At 59.2% G+C, this 21073-nt stretch carries 18 protein-coding genes; 5 read left to right on the top strand and 13 right to left on the bottom strand.

Annotated elements, in window-relative coordinates; all coding sequences use genetic code 11:
- Nucleotide 1 precedes the first annotated feature (1 nt).
- The 7 genes from M9Q49_RS23310 to M9Q49_RS23280 all read right to left on the bottom strand — a co-directional run bounded on the left by M9Q49_RS23310 (nucleotide 2) and on the right by M9Q49_RS23280 (nucleotide 7444).
- The gene (locus tag M9Q49_RS23310) at nucleotides 2–1222 is read right to left on the bottom strand and encodes an iron-containing alcohol dehydrogenase (RefSeq protein WP_254511351.1); all 1221 of its coding nucleotides are present in this window, start codon (nucleotides 1220–1222) and stop codon (nucleotides 2–4) included.
- Nucleotides 1223–1283: 61 nt separating this feature from the next.
- The gene (locus M9Q49_RS23305) at nucleotides 1284–3098 is read right to left on the bottom strand and encodes an ankyrin repeat domain-containing protein (protein ID WP_254511350.1); all 1815 of its coding nucleotides are present in this window, start codon (nucleotides 3096–3098) and stop codon (nucleotides 1284–1286) included.
- A 92-nt stretch (nucleotides 3099–3190) separates the two neighbouring features.
- The gene (locus M9Q49_RS23300) at nucleotides 3191–3796 is read right to left on the bottom strand and encodes a hypothetical protein (protein ID WP_254511349.1); all 606 of its coding nucleotides are present in this window, start codon (nucleotides 3794–3796) and stop codon (nucleotides 3191–3193) included.
- A 77-nt stretch (nucleotides 3797–3873) separates the two neighbouring features.
- A complete protein-coding gene (locus M9Q49_RS23295) occupies nucleotides 3874–4674 on the bottom strand; it encodes a TerC family protein (RefSeq protein WP_254511348.1) in 801 nt (266 codons plus the stop codon).
- 108 nt (nucleotides 4675–4782) lie between these two features.
- Nucleotides 4783–5973, bottom strand: coding sequence for a bifunctional glutamate N-acetyltransferase/amino-acid acetyltransferase ArgJ (argJ, locus tag M9Q49_RS23290; protein WP_254511347.1), 1191 nt, complete (start codon nucleotides 5971–5973; stop codon nucleotides 4783–4785).
- Nucleotides 5974–6056: 83 nt separating this feature from the next.
- On the bottom strand, nucleotides 6057–7064 hold the full coding sequence (gene argC, locus M9Q49_RS23285) for an N-acetyl-gamma-glutamyl-phosphate reductase (RefSeq protein WP_254511346.1): 1008 nt from the start codon (nucleotides 7062–7064) through the stop codon (nucleotides 6057–6059).
- A 104-nt stretch (nucleotides 7065–7168) separates the two neighbouring features.
- Nucleotides 7169–7444, bottom strand: a complete 276-nt coding sequence (locus M9Q49_RS23280; protein WP_254511345.1) for a DUF2089 domain-containing protein — start codon at nucleotides 7442–7444, stop codon at nucleotides 7169–7171.
- A 178-nt stretch (nucleotides 7445–7622) separates the two neighbouring features.
- On the opposite strand from M9Q49_RS23280, the gene M9Q49_RS23275 reads away from it, so the two are divergent.
- A complete protein-coding gene (locus tag M9Q49_RS23275; RefSeq protein WP_254511344.1) occupies nucleotides 7623–9029 on the top strand; it encodes an MATE family efflux transporter in 1407 nt (468 codons plus the stop codon).
- A 3-nt stretch (nucleotides 9030–9032) separates the two neighbouring features.
- Here the strand turns inward: M9Q49_RS23275 and trxA are convergent, their stop codons facing one another.
- The 5 genes from trxA to M9Q49_RS23250 form a co-directional block, all read right to left on the bottom strand.
- Nucleotides 9033–9335 carry a thioredoxin gene (trxA, locus tag M9Q49_RS23270; RefSeq protein WP_254511342.1) on the bottom strand — a complete coding sequence of 101 codons (303 nt, stop codon included), beginning with the start codon at nucleotides 9333–9335 and terminating at the stop codon, nucleotides 9033–9035.
- Nucleotides 9336–9419: 84 nt separating this feature from the next.
- Nucleotides 9420–9992, bottom strand: a complete 573-nt coding sequence (locus tag M9Q49_RS23265; protein ID WP_254511340.1) for a tRNA (cytidine(34)-2'-O)-methyltransferase — start codon at nucleotides 9990–9992, stop codon at nucleotides 9420–9422.
- A 48-nt stretch (nucleotides 9993–10040) separates the two neighbouring features.
- Complete coding sequence (phnX, locus tag M9Q49_RS23260; protein WP_254511338.1) at nucleotides 10041–10820, bottom strand: phosphonoacetaldehyde hydrolase; 780 nt, start codon at nucleotides 10818–10820, stop codon at nucleotides 10041–10043.
- Nucleotides 10821–10867: 47 nt separating this feature from the next.
- Nucleotides 10868–11995: a TIGR03364 family FAD-dependent oxidoreductase gene (locus M9Q49_RS23255; protein ID WP_254511336.1), complete on the bottom strand. Its 1128-nt coding sequence runs from the start codon at nucleotides 11993–11995 to the stop codon at nucleotides 10868–10870.
- Nucleotides 11992–12561: a phosphonate degradation HD-domain oxygenase gene (locus M9Q49_RS23250; protein WP_254511334.1), complete on the bottom strand. Its 570-nt coding sequence runs from the start codon at nucleotides 12559–12561 to the stop codon at nucleotides 11992–11994. Before M9Q49_RS23250 ends, M9Q49_RS23255 begins: the two co-directional genes overlap by 4 nt.
- Nucleotides 12562–12722: 161 nt before the next feature.
- Here M9Q49_RS23250 and M9Q49_RS23245 point away from each other — a divergent pair, with 161 nt between their 5' ends.
- The 4 genes from M9Q49_RS23245 (at nucleotide 12723) to M9Q49_RS23230 (ending at nucleotide 17841) form a co-directional block, all read left to right on the top strand.
- Nucleotides 12723–14018 (top strand): DUF5690 family protein, encoded by a 1296-nt coding sequence (locus M9Q49_RS23245; protein WP_254511332.1) that lies wholly within the window; start codon nucleotides 12723–12725, stop codon nucleotides 14016–14018.
- On the top strand, nucleotides 14015–15094 hold the full coding sequence (locus M9Q49_RS23240) for a zinc-binding dehydrogenase (protein WP_254511331.1): 1080 nt from the start codon (nucleotides 14015–14017) through the stop codon (nucleotides 15092–15094). The genes M9Q49_RS23245 and M9Q49_RS23240 overlap by 4 nt, the downstream gene beginning before the upstream one ends.
- A 449-nt stretch (nucleotides 15095–15543) precedes the next feature.
- Complete coding sequence (locus tag M9Q49_RS23235; protein WP_254511329.1) at nucleotides 15544–16887, top strand: purple acid phosphatase family protein; 1344 nt, start codon at nucleotides 15544–15546, stop codon at nucleotides 16885–16887.
- 93 nt (nucleotides 16888–16980) lie between these two features.
- Nucleotides 16981–17841 carry an ABC transporter permease gene (locus M9Q49_RS23230; RefSeq protein ID WP_254511328.1) on the top strand — a complete coding sequence of 287 codons (861 nt, stop codon included), beginning with the start codon at nucleotides 16981–16983 and terminating at the stop codon, nucleotides 17839–17841.
- Here M9Q49_RS23230 and M9Q49_RS23225 read toward each other — a convergent pair.
- On the bottom strand, nucleotides 17838–20852 hold the full coding sequence (locus tag M9Q49_RS23225) for a dockerin type I domain-containing protein (RefSeq protein WP_254511326.1): 3015 nt from the start codon (nucleotides 20850–20852) through the stop codon (nucleotides 17838–17840). The two genes, M9Q49_RS23230 and M9Q49_RS23225, sit on opposite strands and share 4 nt — an antisense overlap.
- Between the last annotated feature and the right edge of the window lie 221 nt (nucleotides 20853–21073).

Below are 21073 nucleotides of genomic sequence, written 5' to 3'. Positions count from 1 at the left end.
ATCAATAGGCTGCTTCCAAAATCGCCAACAAATCCGCTTCCGTCGGCACTCGCGGATTCACATCGCGCAGGCGCTTAATTGCATACGCTTTCGCGGCGAACGCTGGCAACTGTTCGCGCGTGCCGCCGAGTTCGCGGATGCGCTGCGGGATGCCGATTTTTTGGCGGAGCCGTTCGACCGCGACAATCGAGCGCTCGGCGGCTTCGAGTTCGCTGCAGCCGCGAGTGTCTTCGCCAAGCAGATATGCGATCTTGGCAAACGCTGCCGGTCTGGCGGAGAGGTTGAACCGCATGACATACGGCAGCAGCAGGCCGTTCCCTGCTCCGTGCGAGCAGTGCAGCACGGCGCCGAGCGGATATTCGAGCGCATGCACGAGAGCCACCGCGCAGTTGGAAAACGCCAGGCCGGCAAGCGTCGAAGCGAGCGCCATTCCCTCGCGAGCGACTTTGTTCGAGCCATCGGTGACGGCGGCGACGAGATGCTTGCCGACCAGTTCGATGGCTTTCTCAGCAAGTGAATCGCCCAGTGGATGCGAGCCGCTGTAGGCGACATCTTCTTCGGGCGGGATTGGCAGTTGCGTGAAGTCGATCGCGGTCATCGCTTCGATGGCGTGCGTCAGCGCATCGATGCCGCTGTCTGCTGTAACCTTCGATGGGCAGGTGTAAGTGAGTTCGGGATCGACCAGCGCCAGCGCCGGGCGCAGGTAATTGCTTAGCGTGCTGACCTTGATGTGGTTCTGCGTATCGGTCAGTACGGTCGCGTGCGAGACCTCGCTGCCGGTCCCCGCTGTCGTGGGAATGCCGATGATCGGCATCACCGGGCCCGGCACGTTGTTGAAGCTGAAGAACTGCGACGGGTTGTACTCGCCCGGTTTTCCGCCGTGCTTCAGCAACACAGCAACGAACTTGGCCAGATCAATATTGCTGCCGCCACCGAGGCCGATCATCACCTGCGGTTGAAAATCAGCAGCGTGTTCCGCCGCCCGAATCGTCAGCGCGACGCTCGGCTCAGGTTCTCCTGCGGCAAAGACACTGGTGGCAATGTTTGATTGCTGGAGCGACTCTTCGACGCGCGCGACGATGCCGGCCTTCACCAGATTCTGATCTGTCACCACCACCGCTCGCTGCCAACCACGCTCGAGGCAACGGCGACCTAGTTGCTGCACAGCGCCATTGCCGAAGATGAGTTGACCGGCGGAGTAGAAGTTCCAGGTATTGCGCATGGCGGGGCACGTGTGGGAGATGAGGAGTACGGGAGATGCGGAGGATTATAGCAAGCCGGGACTAGTTGATATCCAATCGTTTATCGGCCACTTTCCATTCATTGCCGCTTCGTCGCAGCTGAAAAGTGATCTTGGCCGGTGCGTTATCGAACTTCGTTGCTTTGCCATAGACCGTTACCACGGCAGAGTCGCCTCGCGCAAAGCCTTCCACTTTTTCGAATGGTGTGAAGACGTTGTCCTGCCAACCTTTCCACCATTGGTCTTCGATGGCGTAGTCGGCCGCTTTGACTTGCGTGGCCGCGAGGGCGGCCGCATCCTTGTCGAAAATGGCTTGCACATATTTCTTCACCACGGCTGCCTGTGGACCATCAGCGGCGATCGGCTCGCCCGTTTTCTCGGTGATGACATCGTCCTCTGCACCGGCGGCGCGGAGCAACGCCGCGATATCTGCATTGCCATAGGAATCAGCCGAGTTGAGCGCCGTGTGGCCTTGTTCATTGCGCAAGTTCAACTTCGCTTTGGAATCAATCAGCAGCTTCGCTTTATCGAGATGGCCTTGCGCTGCCGCAAAGTTGAGCGCGGTGTTGCCGTGCTTTTCGACGGCGTCGATGTCGATTTTTTGTTCGATCAGCCAGGCCGCGGTTTCCAGATTGTGGGTCCACATCAGTAGCGTGCGGCCTTGGTCATCGCGCAGGTTGACGTCGACTCCCCGCTTGAAAAGCTCCTCCAGGGGCGGCACTTCACCCTTCTCGGCGGCAGTGAACGCTGCCTGCGTCCGCTTCTGCACCAGCTTCGGATTGTTGTGCAAATAGGCCCACATCACGAAGTATGTCGCCGCATGAGCGACGATCAAAAAGAAGATGCCGCCGAGGAGATTTCCCCACAGGCTGGCGCTGGCTTTCTTCTCGAGCGTGTCGATGCTGCCGCGAATCAGCCGCATCCCTTGCATGCCAAAGCCGCTAGGGCGAATGCCGCGGCGCATCTCGTCGTACTTGCCGATCACGCACACCTGCTCGCCGGGTGCGATCCGATTTTCCTTCAGCGTGGGAATTGGGATGTACGGCAGTGGCGGGCTGTTGTCATCGAGATCATCATCTTCGAAGTCTTCGTCATCTTCTTCTTCCTCATCAAGCTCCTCTTCGATCTTGCCGATCTCCGCGCCGGGATCTTCCACGGCCTGTTCGCCATACATCTCTTGCCAGACCGCTTCCAGATCGTCGGGAAACAGGGCCTGCGGATTGACCTTCTTTAACTGCAGATTCTTTTCGACGTGCCCATCCTCATCGGCCCAGGCATCTTGAATCGCTGAGAAAACATTCACCAGTCGCAAGCCGCTGATGTCTTCGAACTGAGTGCGGCTGACGAAGTCGCGAGCCCGCCGCGCTGCCGTGAAACTTCCCAGCGTGTACGAAGCGGTCTCTTCCAAGATCGGAAAGCCAAGCAACCGGATGTTCCCGGCGCCGGTCTGAATTTCGGACGGCGTCATCAGAAAACCGGCCAGATCGGAACCGGTCTTCGTATCGTCGTCAGTCGAAGTGGATTTCGATTGCGTCGAGAGATCGTATTCCACCAAGCAGCACGGCGCATTGCTGAACGGCGCGAGCAGCGGCTGACCGACCGGCTGAATCGGGCCACAGGCAGCCATCAAGCGGCCATCGCGCGGCGGCGAGTGACCGCGCGCGGCCGACGCGAGCGTCCAATCCTTCCAGGCTGTCCAGGCATTCATCAGCGCGCCGATGCAGCAGAAAACGACAAAGCCCAAACCGGCCGCGCCCCAATAACTGCCGGGACGATCGAAGACCTTGTCGAGCCAAAACCAGTAACCCACGGCAATCGCCGCGTACAGAAGCAGGGCCAAAAAACAGCTGCGAAACATGAATCGCTTTCGAGTGAATGCGCAGGTTCAAACGATAAGAGGACGAGCAATTCTACTGCGCAAGACCGGCCCGTCTTGTGACAGGTTCGCCGTTAATTTTTCTCGTTTGATTTGGGCTGAATCCACACGATGAAGCCCTTACCTGCCGAGAATTCATTCAGATTTGGAAGTGGAGCATTAAGGTCCGCGGCGTCTCTTGAGAACAGTCTTAAAAGGACCACACGCTGATCGGCGGGACAGGATTCAGTCGTGCGAACCCCCACTCTCCGAAAGATACGACTCGACTGCGAACGCTGGAGCGGGACTTGGATCGGCCGGTAATGAGGGCCGAGGTAGCTTTCTGCTTCGATGAAGAACTTTTGGGTTAGTCCTTCGGGATCTGCGGGGCAAGTCAGTCCGATGATCTTTACCTCCTTTCGGTCGGGCTGTGCGGGAATCGACATTGTGGCGCTCGGTACTGGAAATGCCTCGCCTTCGCCAGGTGCGCCAACGCAGACTTCAAAATCTCGGTCGGTTGGCAGATAGACGCGATAAACGAAATGTTGTGAGGGCAGGTACGGCATCTGCCGTACGTGAATCAGGTTTTTGTCTCCAACAACAAGAGGCACCGGATCGTTGTAAATCTGCCGGCGAACAATGTCCGGCACTTCGCGATACAGCACCAGTGCGACCGCGATCACGACGATGGCGAGCAGCAACTGCCGAATCGAAAATCGCCACCGCCGCTTCGGTGCGGGTAGAGAAGGCACTTCGGTTGGCAGGGATGATGTCGCCATTAGTGCTTATTAAGAAGCTTTTCTTCCTTCATCGCCGTGGCTCGCCGCCGTGCCGCTTTGGCACTTGCTCGCAAGTTGAGCGCTTCCACGCCCAATGAAAAGGCCATCGCAAAATAGACATAGCCCTTGTCGAAGTGCGTGCCGATCCCTTCAGCGACGAGCATGACGCCGATGAGAAGCAGGAAGCTGAGGGCCAGCATTTTGACCGTGGGATGTCGTTCGACAAAGCGAGCGACGTAGCCCGAGAACGCCATCATCACACCGACCGCGATCATCACGGCGGTGATCATGATCCAGATGTTCTCGGCCATGCCGACGGCGGTGATGACCGAATCAAGCGAGAAGATAATATCGAGCAGGACGATCTGAACGATCACCGAGTTGAACGTGGCCTTCTTGGCTTCGGCTTCATCCTCTTCGTGAACTCCTTCCACCTTGTGATGGATTTCCTTCACGCTGCTGCGAATGAGAAAAATCCCACCAGCAAGCAGGATCAGATCTTTCCAGGAAACTGCGTCGATCTCTGACTCTTCGCCCGGCGCGTGCCGTGGAAACCAATCGGCGGGAATACCCAGGTCATGCAGGTGAAAGGCCGCATCCTTGAGGGCCATGATCCAAGTGATCGTCAGCAAGAGGCCGATGCGAAAGATCATCGCCAGGGCCATGCCGATGTTGCGAGCCTGCCGCTGCTGCGACTCTGGCAAGCGACTCGTCACCACCGAGATGAAGACGATATTGTCGATCCCCAGCACAATCTCCATCGCGACAAGAGCAAGCAGAGCGATGGCGTTGGTCAGCATGGGGGGAGCAGTTCTGAGTTAGGAAGTTTTGAGTTCTGAGACAGGAGATTCGGCCCCGAGACTCGTTTCTTGTCTCAGAACTTCCAACTCAAAACTCAGAACTTGTTCTCACGTCGTATAATCCGCGTTGAAGCGAACATAATTGACGTTGAGGTCGCTTGTCCAGAACCGGCTGGTGGTGGTCCCTTCGGTGAACGTTAGCGTGATATCGGTCTTGCGATTGTTCTTGATCGCGGCAGAAACCGTCTTGGCATCGAAGGCTACCGGAGCGCCGGCACGATAGAGCTCATGGCCATTCACAATCAGGCCGACGCCTTCGGGCTGGAAGGGGACGCCTGCGTAACCAGCGGCAGAAACGATGCGGCCCCAATTGGGATCAGCGCCGGCGACGGCGGTTTTCACGAGCGCACTGTTGGCGACGGTGCGGGCAATCTGCTGGCCGGAGGCTTGGTCTTTGGCGCCCTTGATCTCGATGCAGATCAAGTGCGAAGCTCCTTCGCCGTCGTCGGGAATTTGCTGGGCGAGCTCGATGCAGGCGTCGGTTAGCGCGGCTTGGAATTTTTGCAAATCGCTGCCGCTAAGTGGTTCGCCGCCGGCAGCGCCACTGGCGACGAGCAGCAGCGTGTCGTTCGTGCTAGTGTGCCCTTCGACGCTGATGCAGTTGAAACTCTCGTCGGTCGCGGCTTTCAGCACGCGCTGTGCATCGGCGGGGGTGAGCTTGGCGTCGGTCAGCATGATGGCGAGCATGGTGGCCATGTTCGGGCCGATCATGCCGGCTCCTTTGCACATGCCAGCGAGGCGAATCGCGCGGCCGCCGAGATCGAGCGTCTTGCCGACGACTTTGTGAAATTGATCGGTCGTCATGATGCCGCGGGCAGCGGCGAGGAACGAGGCTTCACTATTGCCGAGATTTGCAGCCGCGAGCTTCGCGCCATTGGCGATCTTGTCCATCGGCAGGAAGACGCCGATCACACCGGTCGACATGACGAGCGAGGTCGATTCGTCTTCGCCGCAGGCCACGGAGGCCAGGCGGGCCATCTCTTTACAATCGTTCATGCCGCGTTCGCCCGTGCAGGCGTTGGCATTGCCGCTGTTGACGGCAATCACACGGATGTTGTTCGACGGCGTGCGAGCGCGGTCGAAACCAACCGGCGCGGCGAACACGAGGTTCTGCGTATACACACCGGCCGCTGTCGCGCCGCCCGGACAGTGGATCAGGGTGAAATCGTCTTTGCCAGTTTTCTTGATGCCCGCGGCAACGCCGTTCATCACAAAGCCGGCAGGAACTTCAATGGCCATTGCTGTCACACTCATGTAACTGAATTCGCCAGAATTCAGTCGAGCTGCAGTTCTTCTGAATTCTGGCGAATTCAGCTACTTCTTTAAAGCAGCGCCGTCGTCTCGGCGAACCCATACATCAAGTTGAAATTCTGCGCCGCGGCGCCCGAAGCGCCTTTGATCAGATTGTCGAGCGTGCTGATCAGCAACAGCCGGCCGCCAGTCACGCGGGCGGTGATGTCGCAGAAATTGGAATGCGCCACATCTTTCGTCGTCGGCAAATGCTTGACGACACGGACAAACGGCTCACCCCGATAAGCGTCGCGCAGATGATTGAGGGCTTCTTCTTCGGTGAACGAGCGCTTCGGCTTGCTGTAGCTTACCGAGAGAATGCCGCGATCCATCGGCGTGAGATGCGGCGTGAAGATGACCTGCGGCTGCGTCGCGACACGGCCGAGAATTTGTTCGATCTCGGGTTGATGCCGATGCTTGCCGACGGAATAAGCCGAGATGCTTTCGTTGCACTCCGGATAAAGCGTGCCGAGCTTCGGCGTGCGGCCGGCGCCACTCACGCCGCTCTTGCTGTCAACGATGATGTCTGTTGCTTCCACCCAGCCGTCCTTCAAAAACGGCATGAGCGGCAGAATCGCCGAAGTGGGATAGCAGCCCGGATTGGCGACCAGCTTCGCATCTGGAATTTGCTTGCGAAATAGTTCTGGCAGACCATACACCGTGTTGCCCAGTCGCTCCGCATCGGGATGGTCGTGGTCGTACCACTTCTTGTAGCTGACCGGATCATTCAGTCGATAGTCGGCGCTGAAGTCGATCACCCGTTTGCCCAGCGCGAGCAACGCCTTGGCCGATTCTGCCGAAGCCGCGTGCGGCAAGCAGCTGAAGATGCAATCGCAGCGTTCGGCGACCGCGGCTGGCGCAAAATCCTCGAGCGGCAAATCGAGCCGGCCCGTCAGCGACGGATGGGTCGATGCGATCGGCGGCCGGCCTTCCTGACGGCTGGTGACTGCCGTGATCTGGGCCTGCGGATGGCGCAGCAGAATCTTGATGAGTTCCAATGCGGTGTAACCCGTTGCACCCAAAATGCCGACTCGAATCATGCTGTCAGACCTTCTCTTTCAAAAAACGCAGACCGCCGCCCTGCAAACAAAGACGTGGCGACCACGCCGCTGGTTCACGTGAATTGCCGCTTTATTTGGACCGCCTACTCCGCGGCCCCGGCTTCCTTGCGCTTCAGCTTGCTGTCGTTTTCCTTCATGAAATCCTTCAGGTCGTCGGAAAAATCGAGCAAGCGGGTCCATTGTTCGACGTACAGCGTCACCGGCATGCGCTGCAGGCCGTAGACCGAGATGGCCCCTTTTTCGCTGACCTTGCAATACAGTTGGCCGCGTTTGGGAGCGGTGTCGGTCAGCAGCTTCGAGGCTTCTTCGACCGAGATTTCACCGGATTGCAACTTGGCAAGAATTTCGTCCTTTTTCACCGTCCTGGCCTCCTAGATAACTGGCAAGAAAAGCAGATGCACCGCGCGAGCGGTCCCGTTGGCAGTTGATAATTTACCAGCCAGCGAGGAATGAGGGCAGCGGGGACTAACGTTGGCGACACGATCTGCGGTCGGGACTGAACAACGACATGCCGCCGTTGAATTACACTGCAGACCCATGAAAATCGCGGAATCAAAGTCGCTCGATGCCTCTGCCGGCGTGCTCCGTCCGCTGGTTGCGCTGGCGCTGCCGGTGTTGGTCGAAGAAGCGCTGAATCTGGCGGTCGGTTACACCAACTGGTGGTTGGCCGGGCGGTTCATCGGCGGCGAAGATCCGCTCGCCGCGATGGGCTTGATGGCCTACATCAGCTGGCTGATTCCGAGTTCCTTCGCGTTCATCGGCATCGGCGCAACGGCGTTTGTGGCCCGCAGCGTCGGCGCCGGCAAACGGGCCGATGCGGAGTTCGCGACGCAGCAGGCGATGTTTCTCGGCGTTGGTTTCGCTTTGCTGGCCATGTTGGTGATCTTCTTCGGCGGCGGGGCGTTTGTGAATGCGATGGGCCTGCAAGGAGATGCGGCCAGCTTTGGTGCGCGGTATCTGCGGCTGCTGAATCTCGCCGTGCCGTTCATCATGTTCGAGCAGATTGGCACGGCCTGTTTGCGCGGCTCGGGCGATACCATCAGCGGCTTGCAAGCGCGGGTGCTGGTGAATCTCGTTAATGCGATCGTTAGCACGGGCTGTGTGACTGGTTGGGGGCTCTTTCCAAAGCTTGGCTGGGAGGGGCTGGCGGCGGGAACGGTGTGTGGACACCTTGCCGGCAGCAGCGCTCTGCTGCTCATCATGCTGAGCGGGCGCGGCGGTGTGCGACTTTCGCTGCAAACGCTGAAGATCGATCAGCCGTTGATGCGCCGCATTCTGCGCGTCGGCGTGCCCGGTGGCTTCGATCTGCTTGTGATTATTTTTTGCCATCTCGTTTATTACCGAATTATCAGCAGCCTGGGCACGGCGGCGCAGGCCGCGCATGGACTGGGCGTGCAGATCGAAGCCATGTCGTATCTGGCCGGGCTGTCGTTCTCCGTAGCGGCGGCGACCATGGTGGGGCAATCGCTCGGTGCGGAAAACTCAGAACGCGCGGTGCGCAGCACACTGGTCGGCAGCGGTCTGGCCATGGCAGTGATGTGCACGGCCGGGCTGTTGTTCTTCACTTTCGGCGAGCAACTTGCCGTTTTCTTTGCGAAGGAGCCCGGCGAGATGACGCGGATGACTGGACAGTTGCTGAAGATCGTCGCGCTGTCGTGTCCGTTTCTCGCAGTGCTGCAGGTTGTCAGCGGTTCGCTGCGCGGCGCCGGAGACACGACCTGGCCGCTGATGGTGACGCTGGCCGGTTTGATTTGCATTCGCGTGCCGGGCGCGATGTGGCTGGCCTGGGCCGAATTGCCGCTCCCTTTTTTGCACACTTCGATACCGGGTTGGAACCTCGGCGTGCATGGCGCGTGGATGGCGATGGTCACCGACGTTGCCGTTCGCAGCGTGCTGATGGCCATCCGCTTCGCCGGCGGCAAATGGCAGCATGCGAAGGTTTGAAAACTAACCGCCTAGCCGCTGCAAGTCGGCTCGCAATGTGGCCTCGGGCGTTACGCCCAGATGCTGAGCGGCGATTTGCCCATTTTTGAAAATCAGCAGCGCGGGTATCGACGAAATGTTGTACTTCGCCGCCAGCGGTTGATTTTTATCGACGTTGACTTTGCAGACTTTGAAATCTCGCGCGAGCGACTCGAGTGTCTTGTGCATCGCACGACACGGCTGGCACCACTCGGCCCAGAAATCGACAAGCACCGGCTCGGTCGATTCGAGGACTTCTTGTTTCCATTTGAATTCTTCGAGCAACATGAGGAACCTCCTGACTCCATTCTACGCAATCAACTTACGTAGGGTGGGTCGAGAGGTACTCCGCGAGGCCCACCAAAGCAGCTGTCACGCAAAGTGTTCATCCGTCACGCCGATCTGGCGAACGGCTTCGTAGATGGCGATGCCGGCGCTGACGGCGAGGTTCAAGCTGCGGACCTGCGGCCGCATCGGAATGCGAACGAGGTTGCCGGGGAACTGCTGCAGGATCTCCGCCGGAAGGCCAGCTGTTTCGCAGCCGAAGATCAGCACATCGCCGGGCTGATACTGCGGCTGGAGATAGCTCTGTGTGGCGTGCTTGGTGAAAAGCCAGACGCGGCCGCTGGTGAGCTGCGTGCTCAGTTCCGCGGCAAGCGTTTCCCAATTGGGCACCACGCGCAGATCGAGCAGCGACCAGTAATCGAGCCCGGCGCGGCGGACTGCCTTCTCGCTGATGTCGAAGCCCAACGGCTCGACGAGCCACAATCGGCAACCGGTGGCCACGCAACTGCGGCCGATGTTCCCCGTGTTCGGCGGGATTTCGGGTTGATAAAGGACAATGTGGAGCAGCGGCGAGTCGTTCATAGCCAAGCTATTGTAGCCGAGGCGAGCGAGTTCGTAGGACGGACCATCGGTCCGCTCCCGAAGCGGGTACCACGCCAAATCTGTGAACTCGCGGCTCTTCGACGGACCAATGGTCCGCCCTACGGCTTAGCTTGCAATTAGCTTTTCTAGAAGCTCCGGCAGATCGGCAACCGAACGGATGACGTGATGCGCGCCAGCGGCGCGGAAGTCGCGGTCGATCGCAGCGAGGCGAGACTCTAATTCTGCAGGAGGGAGCGATTCAGCCTCAGCCAGCGAGAGGCCGAGCGCGTTGCCGCTTTGTGAAACGGCGACGGTGATGCAGCCGGCGTTCAGGCCCGCGGCGATGCCGACCGGGGTGTCGTCGACGATGACGACTTGGCTGAGGGGATAAACATTGAGTTCCTCGGCGATCCGAAAATTCAACCACGGAGCAGGGCGGCCCTGCGGAACGTCGTCGGCGCAGAAGACACAATCGGGCACGTAACCGCCGGCAGCAGCGCCGGGAGTGACGGCTTCCATGAGTGCACGGGTGTAGCCGGTGCTGGAGCCGATTTTAAGACCCATCCGCCGGCAAGCATCGACGGCTGCGACGGCGCCGGGAATGAGTTCGCTGCCAGCGCGGAGCGTGTCGAGTTGCAATGGCAGGAACTCGTCGTACATTGCTTGCACGTCGCCGTCGACGGGCGCTCGCCCATGAACTTCGGTCCACAGTTTCGTCACGCGCGGCAGCGCAAGAACCGTGGCGATGTGTTCGCGCTTGGCCATTCCCATCGGTCCGCGTGCTTCGGCAACGGTCACTTCCACGCCGCGTCGGCGGAAGATTTCGACAAAGACCTTAGCGGGCGCACGGCTGCCGTAATCCACGGTTGTGCCGGCCCAGTCGAAGAAAACGGCTTGGAGGTTCATGATTGCAGATTTCAGATGGCAGAATGCAGATTGAAAGAAGGGAAGAATTAGCTTGACCAGCGTTGCCAGTTGCGTTCGGCGAGGCCGAAGGACATGGTCATCCCGGCGCCGCCGGTGCCGGTGCAGATGTGAACGTTCGGCAGTGGATCGGCTTGGAACATCGGCAGCGTGGGATGCTTTGCATAAATGCCGTGCCAACGTTCGGCGATCGACCAGTCAGGGAGCTGAATGATTTGGCGGAGTTCGCGAAGCATCAGATCATCGATTAGCGATTTATCGAACGGTTCGACGTCGCCGTCATACTCGTGCGAATCGCCGAGGATTACTTCGCCGCCATCGAGCTGCGATGCCATCACATGAATGCCGTAGCGATCGAGCTCCGGCGTTTCGTGCGCGATGCGTTGCTTCAGTTTTTCGAGCGACGGACAAACGTCAAAGTTGTGATAGTGTCGCAGCGTCAAACCACTCGCCAAGTGCGTGCCGATCCGCCAGTTATTGGCTTGTGAAACCGTTCGCAGCATTTGCAGCTTGCATTGCTTCATGCCAGCCGAGGCGAGGACTGCGGGAAAGAGCGTGGCGAAATCGGCGCCGCCACAGATGATGATTTTGTCGAACTGCCAGCTCTGACCGTTCGCAGTGCGCAGCGATTCGCTGTCGACATGCGTGATGGTTGTTTGGAACTCGAAGTTCACGCCCTTTTGCCAGGCCAGCCAGCCAGGCAACTCGCGAATGACGGCACGCGGATTCACGCCGAGCTCGGTTGCGCTGTACAAGCCGCCGAGCAAGCCGTTGGGATTGGCGGCTGGGCTTTTCTGGAGCACTTCGTTGGGAGTTAGAAGTTCACAAGCAAAACCGAGCGTCGCCGCTTGCGTGTGAAACTCTTGCAGCACCTGCCATTCGTCAGCGCGATGCGCGAGATGGATCGAGCCGCAGCGATTGACCCACACGCTCGCTTCGTCGGCGAGGCGGAGCCAGCGCTGAGCGCTCGCGAGCGCGATCTGATGCAATTCACCCGCCGGTTGACCGATGGGCCAGACCATGCCGAAGTTGCGAATCGACGCGCCGCTGGCCTGCGCGGTTCGTTCGAACACCGTGACGTGATGGCCTCGTTCCGCCGCCGACCAGGCATGCGCCAAGCCGACGATCCCCGCGCCGATAATACCGACCTTGCTCACGCGCCGTGTCCTTCTGCGGCAGCGGCATCCAAGTGCCCAGCAAAGTGCTCAACGTAAGGCGTGGCGAGCTTCTCGACCTTGGCAGCGTCATCCCACCGACGCAGGCGAACCGCTTCTTGATGAAACGGATGCTGTTCGAACTGTCGAGACTCTTCGGCGTTCATCGGCCCGCCTTGCAGGGCCAAACTTTGAATCGACGGCGCGCTGAGCAAACCGAAATACGCGGGATCGATCGCGCACAAATAACGCTTCGCAATGACATGCAGATTCACCGGCTCGCATACCGCAGGACCAAACCGACTCGCGAGCCACCGCGCGCCGAGGGTTTCGTGCCGGTCATCAATCCCCTGATCGGGAGCATCGGCGGGCAAGTCGTGCAGCAGGTGACCGACATCGTGCAACAGCGCCGCGGCGATGAGTGTCGATGGTGCGCCGTCGCGTTCCGCGAAGTACGCGGCTTGCAGGGCATGCTCGAGTTGCGAGACATTTTCGCCGCCGTAGCGCGAACCGCCGTGGGCGTGAAAGAGGTGGAGCACTTCGCGCGTGACGGGGTGATGATTGTCCATGGTGGGAATTCCTCCGGTGAGTGTCGCGGCTGGTATCGTATCGCGCGATTCGCTTGCTTTGCAGGGCTCAAACGGAGATTCATCAAATCTAAACACACTCGTCAGGGGCGGGGTGTATAGTGCGACGTATGAATGGCGGAGTACAGACCGATGCGAGGAAGATGGCGCGCGACGTGCCCGCGGGCAACGCCTGGTTCTGGGGCATCTGGTCGGTCGTCGCGGCTTTCGGCACTTATTTTTGCATGTACGGTTTTCGCAAACCGTTCACGACGATTGCCGACGCGCCGGACCAAGCGCTGGTCTTCGGCTTGAGCTTGAAAGTGGTCCTCGTCATCGCCCAGACGCTGGGCTACATGTTGTCGAAGTTTATCGGCATCAAAGTGATTTCAGAGATGCCGCGCGAACGACGCGCGATGGCGATTCTCGCACTCGTGGGAATCGCCGAACTCGCGCTCGTCTTCTTTGGGTTGTTGCCGCAACCGTGGAATGCCATCGCCCTCTTTTTCAACGGTTTGCCGCTGGGAATGGTCTTCGGCCTGGTGCTGGGATTTTTAGAAGGACGACGCGCGACTGAAGCGCTGGCCGCTGGTTTGTGTACGAGTTTCATTCTCGCCGACGGCATGACGAAGTCAGTCGGTTCCTGGTTGCTCGAACAGCAGGTGCCGAGCGCGTGGATGCCTTCGGTGGCCGGGCTCGTGTTTGCTGGGCCGTTGCTGGTGTTTGTGTTGATGCTCGCTTTCATTCCGCCACCGACACGGCATGATGTTGCCGAACGTTCGGAGCGCGTCACGCTGACGCGAGCGGAGCGCTGGGGACTGTATGGCAGGTACTGGTTCGGTCTGACCGCGATTGTGTTGATCTATCTGCTCATTTCCATCCTGCGGAGCATTCGCAGTGATTTTGCGCCGGAGCTTTGGCACGGTTTACACACCGAAGTGGTTCCCAAAATTTTCAGCCAATCGGAAATGTTTGTGGCCCTTGGTGTGCTGGTCGTAAACGGCGCACTTGTGATGATTCGCGATAGTCGCGCGGCATTCTTTGCCTCGCTAGGAGTTTGCGGCGCAGGCCTCGCGCTCATGATCGCCGCGCTGTTTGCGGTGCAGAGTGGTTCGCTCGGCAGCTTTCCTTTCATGGTGCTGATCGGGCTCGGTTTGTATCTGCCGTATGTCGCCATTCACACCACGGTGTTCGAGCGGTTTCTCGCCATGACGCGCGAAAAAGGAAACCTCGGATTCTTGATGTATGTTGCCGATGCCATCGGATATCTGGGTGTGGTCGCCGTGCTGTTGTGCAAGAATTTCTTCAAGGTCGAAGGCTCGTTCCTCGGGTTCTTTTTCACCATCAGCTGGATCGCAGCAGGGCTGTCGATGTTTTTTCTCTTGGGCAGTTGGTTGTACTTCGCCACTCGCGCGCGGCAGCCTGCGATGCTGGCCAGAGCGCTAAAGGTTGAAGCATGAATTCACAGGCTGCCGTATTCGAAGGAACCGCGCGGGAAGTTCATCTGCGCGAATTGTCATTGCCGGATCTTCAATCGGGTGAAACGCTGGTGCGTGTCCTTGGCTGCACGCTTTGCGGCAGCGACTTGCACAGTTATGAAGGGCATCGCAAGGTTCCCGTACCAACCGTGCTCGGTCATGAGATCGTCGGCGAGATTATCTCGTTTGGTGAGGGAACGCCGCGAATCGATCTGGCCGGTCGCGAACTGCGGATCGGCGATCGCGTGACCTGGGCCATCGTTGCCAATTGCGGCGAATGTTTTTATTGCCAGCGCAACTTGCCGCAGAAATGTCTGCAGAGCGTGAAGTATGGCCATGAAGCCTTTCGGCCGGGCCGCGAGTTGCTCGGTGGTCTGGCCGAACATTGCCTGCTGGTGCGCGGCACTGCGATCATCCGTGTGCCGGAAAATTTACCGCTGGAAGTTGCTTGCCCGGCGAGTTGTGCGACTTCGACAGTCGCTGCCGCCCTCGAAGCCGCCGGTGAACTATCAGGGCGAACGGTTGGCATTCTCGGCGCGGGAATGCTCGGCCTCACAGTGTGCGCGATGAGCCGCACGGCGGGCGCAGCGGAAGTGCTGTGCGTTGATACGAATGAAGCGCGGCGAGCTCAAGCGATTGCATTTGGAGCGACGCACGCGCTTACTCCAGATGAATTAGCAAACAAAGTTCGCGAGCTGACCGACGGTCATGGCCTCGATATCCTGCTGGAGTTCACCGGCTCCACGCCCGCCCTAGAGAACGCCTGGCCGTTGCTGCGGATCGGCGGCCGTATCGTGTTGGTCGGCGCGGTCTTTCCCGGCCCGCCGTTGTCGCTCGTTCCCGAACAAATCATCCGCCGGCAACTCACGATCAGCGGTGTACACAACTACGCGCCGCGGCACTTAGCCGTCGCGATGTCATTTCTCGAGCACAACCAAGAAAAGTTTCCGTTCGCCAGTCTCGTCGCAGCCTGGCGACCGCTGGCGGAAACGGCCGAGGCATTTCAAGTCGCTCGCGAATCGCAAGCAGTTCGGATCGGCGTGCGGGCGGAAACGTAGTCACCAAGAAACGAAAAAGAGCTGCGGCTACGCACTTCAAGACAGTGGGGCAGTACCATCTCGAAGTGAATGAGCCGCAGCTCCAATATCGCGGTCAGTCGGAGCAGAGCGCGTGGGCCCGTTGGGCTCATGTCGCAGCGTGATCTGGTCGATCCAAAGTTGCTGATCTGAGGGTTGTTAGAACAAGTATCACGCTGGGTAATCTATCGACTACTTTGGCGTGAATATGCACTCAAGTTGCAGCGCGATGACAACCTTTTGCAGCCAGCAGGTCGAATAACCCGCAAAACTGACTCCATACGCAAGATTTCTTCATTTCTTCTTCAGGTTGGCTTACAAGAGCGACAGAATGTCATTTCGATTGCCCCCCGTCTCGCGGGCGGTTATCGTAACAGCATCCCGCCCGCTTATTGCAATTCAGCCTGCAGTTCCCACCAGGTGCCCTCGCCATGCCACGCTCTCCTCGGCGCGATCGCCGTGAATTTCTCACTACCTCGCTGAGCGCTGCCGCCGCCTGGTCTCTGGGTGCGTACCTGCCGTCGCCTGCGTTCGCTGCCGATGCCACCAAGCCGGTCGAAACTAAAACCGCCGAGGCGAAGGTTGCTGAGACCAAGCCCGCTGAACCGGGCGTCAAACTTGCCGCTCACATTCCGGGTCAGCCGCCATCGCTGTTTCTCACTTGGTGGCGTGATCCGACGACGACCATGGTCATTCAATGGCTCGGGCCGGAAGAGCAATGCAGCATTCATTACGGCGTGCTGAAGAGCGAACAAAAGCTGACCGCCCGCGTGCAGTCGAAGACGTTTCCCGATACGCCACTGAAGGTTCATCGCTGTGAACTGACTGGCCTGCTGCCGGGGACCGAATACCAGTTTGTGATCAACGATGCGCCGCGCAGTTATCGCTTTCGCACGATGCCGGCGAAGTTGACCAGCACGTTTCAGTTTGTGTCTGGTGGCGACTGCGGCGTGGGATCGTCGGCGCTGCAGACCAATGTCCTCGCGGCCGCGCAAGATCCACAGTTCGCGCTCATCGGCGGCGACCTCGCCTACGACAACGGCAAGAGTCCGACCACGGTTCAGCAGTTCTTTGAGAACTACAGCCAGACAATGCGAGATACGCAGGGCCGGATGATTCCGCTGGTCAGTTGCATCGGCAATCACGAGACCACGAGCGCGAGCAATCTCACCGGCATTTTTCCTTCGCTCAAGAAGCCCATCGCGCCGCACTACACGGCGCTGTTCGATGGCATCTTTAACAGCGGCATGTATGGCGTGCTCGACTTCGCCGATTATCTCAGCCTGGTGCTGCTCGACAGCGGCCACGTTACGCCCGTCAAAGGTGAACAGACCGATTGGCTGGCCAAGGTCCTCGCCGACCGCCAGACCAAGCCGCATCTCTTTGTGGCTAATCACGTGCCGGCGTATCCGTCGTACCGTGCGATCGAAAACACCGGCAAGGACAATCGCAAGTACTGGTGCCCGCTGTTCGAAAAATTCGGCGTCGACGGCGTGCTCGAACATCACGACCATACCTTCAAGCGGACGCATCCACTGACGGACGGTCTGTACGACAAGAACGGCGTGCTCTATCTGGGCGATGGCTCGTGGGGCAAACTCCGCTCACTGAAGAAGCCCGAGGAACGTCCTTACCTCGCCGCCTACGGCGACTCCTATCACGTGAGCGTTCACCGCCTGGAAGGAAATCAGCGGCACCACGTGGCCCTCACTTCCTCCGGCCGCATCGCCGACATCTGCTCGACGAACGGCAAACGTGTGGCCCGCCGCGGATAATTCGGTGCGGAAAGATTGCGAATCGTTTGCGGCACGAAAGGGACCGCGCGAGGAGACAGCCGGGCCAGGTCTTCGCTAGAATCTCCTCCTAGCATGACCACCGCTTCCCTAGCTCCTCCGGCAACTCCCTGGCAACGTGCCTGGCAGCGATTTGCGCGCAATCGTGCAGCCAATGTCGGAGCGGTGATTGTCGGCACGCTCGTGTTCGTTGCCGTGGCTGCCGATTTCGTTTCGCCACACGGATTGCATCAAACCAGCGGCAACCTGAGCCCGGCTTCGCTGGCGCATTGGTTTGGAACCGACGCGCTCGGCAAAGATGTTCTCACGCAAGTGCTGCACGGCGCGCGGTTGTCGCTGCTGGCCGGCGTGTCGTCGATTGTGCTCGCCCTGGGCATTGGTGCGCCGCTGGGCGCGGTGGCGGGATTTTTGAGTGGGCGAACCGACGCTTTGGTGATGCGGGCCATCGATGTAGCACTGACTTTTCCCAGCATTCTGATCGCGCTGCTTTGCACGGCAGCGCTGCAGCCAGGACGAACGACCGTGATCGTGGCCGTGGCGCTCATCAACATTCCTGTGTTTGCCCGGCAAGCGCGGGCCACCGTGCTGGGAATGGCGAGTCTCGACTACGTGCTGGCCAGTCGGGCGATGGGAATGAGTACGGGGCAATTGCTCGCGCGGGTGATGTTGCCCGCGCTCATCGGGCCGCTCACGGTGCTCGCCAGTTTGAGTGTGGGGACCGCGATTCTGGAAGTGGCCGGCCTGTCGTTCTTGGGCTTCGGCGGCGATCCGACTGATGCGGAATGGGGCGCGATGCTCTCGCAGGCCAAAGATAGCTGGAGCCGCAACGTGTGGTACGCGCTCGCGCCGGGCGGAGCCATTTCGCTCTCGGTGCTGGGCTTTAACTGCTTGGGAGATGGGTTGCGCGACGCGTTCGATCCGCGCACTACCAACTAATTACGGCGGAAGTTCTGCTTCATCAGCAACTTGAACTGCGCCAGCTTGTCGCTGGTCGCCGTGACGGGATCAAAATCGTCGCCGAGCGCGGTGCGGATGGCGAGCAAACGAGGATCAAACTGATCCTTGTCGCGAGTCGCCGATTCCTTCAAGCGGCGGAGACGTTCGACGAGCGACAACAACTCATTCGTCAGCGGCGTGGCCGTGGTTGTGAAGATTGTGTCGTCGTTCGACTCGTCGTCTTGAGTCGTCGACAACGTCTGAAAGATCACGTCGTGATCGTCCGACAGGCTGCCGTCGGTTGCCGAAGCGATCACGTCGGCATCGTCGTCGTCGTGGTCCTCGTGCGATTGGTCTTTGAATCGCTGCGAAACGTGCAACGGGTGATTGGCGAAGTATTGATCCGCATTCTGGGCAACGGCTGGAGTTTCGCCGCCGGCGTTCTCACTGCCACCGCCGCCAGGACTCCCGTAGTCGGTATTTGTGTTGAAGATCGTGCCGCCGCCGGTACCGGAACCGCTGCTAGTGGAACCTCGTGTTTCGTAGGTCCCTTCGCCGCCGTCACCCCCTTCAGTACCGAGGCTGCCGGCGGGATGCTCGTTCAGGAAATTGATGATCGGAATGACATCGAACGCAGTGATCCTGCTGTCGTTATTGACGTCGATGTACATGCCCGCCTGAGCTTCGCTGGCCACGAGGCTGTTGCCGGTCGGATACAGGATCAAGTAGTTGATGACGATGATCGCGTCAAAGGCCGTGATGCCGCCCGTGCCGTTGGTGTTCAGCGGGTCGAGCAGGTTGTGCCACGGATTGCCGCCGAACTGATAGGCGAAGTACAGATTGTTCGAAGCCGAACTGCCGGGCGTAACCGTAACGGTGACGCGGCCTTCGATGGGCGAAATCGGATTGTAGTTGGGATGCGTGATGACCTGCAGGTTGTAAGTGCCGGCTGGCAACGCGGCCAGATTGAAGCTGCCGTCAGCGTTCGTGGTCGTGGCCGTTTGCGGGCCGATCGACAACGTATCGAACATCACTTCGGTTTCGAGATGGCTGCTAGCGATCACATACTTGATGTCGGCCGTGGCGTGAGTGATGGTCATCACTTCCGTTTGGCCGGCGCCCAAGGGACTCGTCGTGTAGCGGCCCACCAGATTGCCGTTGGCGTCGTACGCATCGAGCCGACCAACGCTAGCGCCGGTGCCGATCGCGGTCAGGCTCACCGTGGTCGTCGGCGTCAAAAATTCGGCCTTCAACTTCCGATCAACGGACAGATTGTTGCCGGAGAAGTCGCGCTTCGTCGCGAATGTTTCGTTGCCACTCGAGGCGGCGTAGAAAATCTTGTTCGAGCCGTTCGTGACCGTGCGCGAGAGCACCATGGAACCACCCGACGTGGCGCCGATGACGCTTAGATTCACGCCGGCTTCGACGGAGTTGAGCATCGTGTTTTCGGAGTAGTTGTTGGGCTCGATCAAGGTCGCGAGCTTCAACAGCGTATCGTCGACCGTGCGGAGTTCCACGCCCCAATCGACCAGCGGTTGTTCGCCGTTGTCCCACACACCGTTGGCGTTGTCATCGCGGAATGCATAACCGCTGATGCCGCCCGAATAGGTCGTTTGCTCTGGCGGCGTGGGTTCATTGGCTGGGTTGATCTCGGCGACGAACTCCGGCGAGCTAGCGCCGGTCCGTTGATCGAATGTCCGAATCTTAAGGATGTGCGCGCCTGCCGACAGTCCGGTGATCGTCAGATCGAGATTCGCCGTCGTCAGATTGGTGTACTCGGCAGCCGTCGTCCAAGCGCCGCCGTCGAGCGAGTATTCTGCGCGGCGGATCTTGTTGATGCTAATGTCGTTGTAGTTCAGGTCGGTGTGCTGGCCGCCAAAGGTGTTTTCGTTCTTCAGCGTTTGCACGCTGCTCGTTCCCTTGAACTTGTACGTCCCGGTCGCCGAGTTGTAGCTGCCGCCGCCGTTCAGCGTGAAGGGAACGTCGAGCACGTCCATCACGCCGTCGCCATCGCTGTCGCGCCAGCCGATGGTGGCCATCGACGAAGTGGAGGTGACGAAGGTGTTGAAGGCCGTCTGCTGGCCGGTCCCCGTCCCCATGATGCTGGGCTGTTGCGAATTGAGAAAATTCGCCGTCGGATTATTCGTCGCGCCGTTCAGATTCTGGGCGTTGTAGTAACCGGACTTCTGATAATACGAGTGGCCGCCCGTGTATTCATCGAGCGCGTAGAAAATATGCCCGGCTTCGTGAGCAAACGTCGTCGTCGGCCGGTCCGACGGCACAACCAAGAATTGGCCGCCGAGAAACGCATAAGCGCCGCGATAGGTCACTTCGCCCACGGCGGGCGTCGGATTTACCGGGAAAAAGTCGTCCACACTGTTGGTGCTATTGGCCACGAAGATCGTGAAGGCCCAATCCGTGCCATACTTCTCGCGCTGGAAATTATTGAAGGCTTTGACATCCTTATAGATGTCGAGCGAGTTGGCGAAATTGACGTTGGGCTGATTGAGAAAATCGTTGATCCACAATTCGTGATACGACGCGTAGCGGTTGATCGGCTCGTATTGCGTCGGAACGGGATTATCGGCCCAGGTAAAGTCGAACTTGAAATTGAGCAGCGGCATGTCTGGGTTGTTGTAGAACTGGGTCGCATTCGCCAGCGTCTGCTTCCAGTAGTTCATGCCGTCTTGAACTTTGGTCTTCACCGCGTTGATGGTGGACTGGGTCCAGTTTTCGGTGCTCACGTCGGCACCGGGCAGCGTCGGATCGGATTCCATCAGCACGACGGTGACCAGCACGTCGCCCAACATGTAGTCGCCCGTGTCATCGGGCATGGCGCCGAGGGGCGCAAAGACAGTCCGCTCTTCGAGCGTTTCAAACAGCGCGCGTCGACGCAACTTGCGTTTGGAGTTTTCCAAATGCTGATCGCGCGCACGATCATTGCGGCGCGTACGGCGCGGATAATTCACAGCAACGCTGTGACGATTACGGCGAGAAAAAGCCCATTGCATTAGAGATTGTCCAACCAGACGGAGACTCACCCCTAGGGCATGTGTTCCGGCACACCCTGGGAAAGAATTGAATCATCGTTACCCGCTGGCGGACGTTCCTCTTCCTGACGAACGTCCCACGACAGATATCCATCGTAAGCAGACCGAACACACAAAACAACTCTCCGACGCGGCAAACCGCCGTTAAGTTCCCAACCGCTAGCGAATTTTTCGGAATCTTC

Origin of the sequence: Anatilimnocola floriformis, from assembly GCF_024256385.1 — a bacterium.
Lineage (GTDB): Bacteria > Planctomycetota > Planctomycetia > Pirellulales > Pirellulaceae > Anatilimnocola > Anatilimnocola floriformis.
The sequence above is the reverse complement of the archived record's forward strand: the minus strand, read 5'-3'. Positions and strand labels throughout refer to the sequence as shown.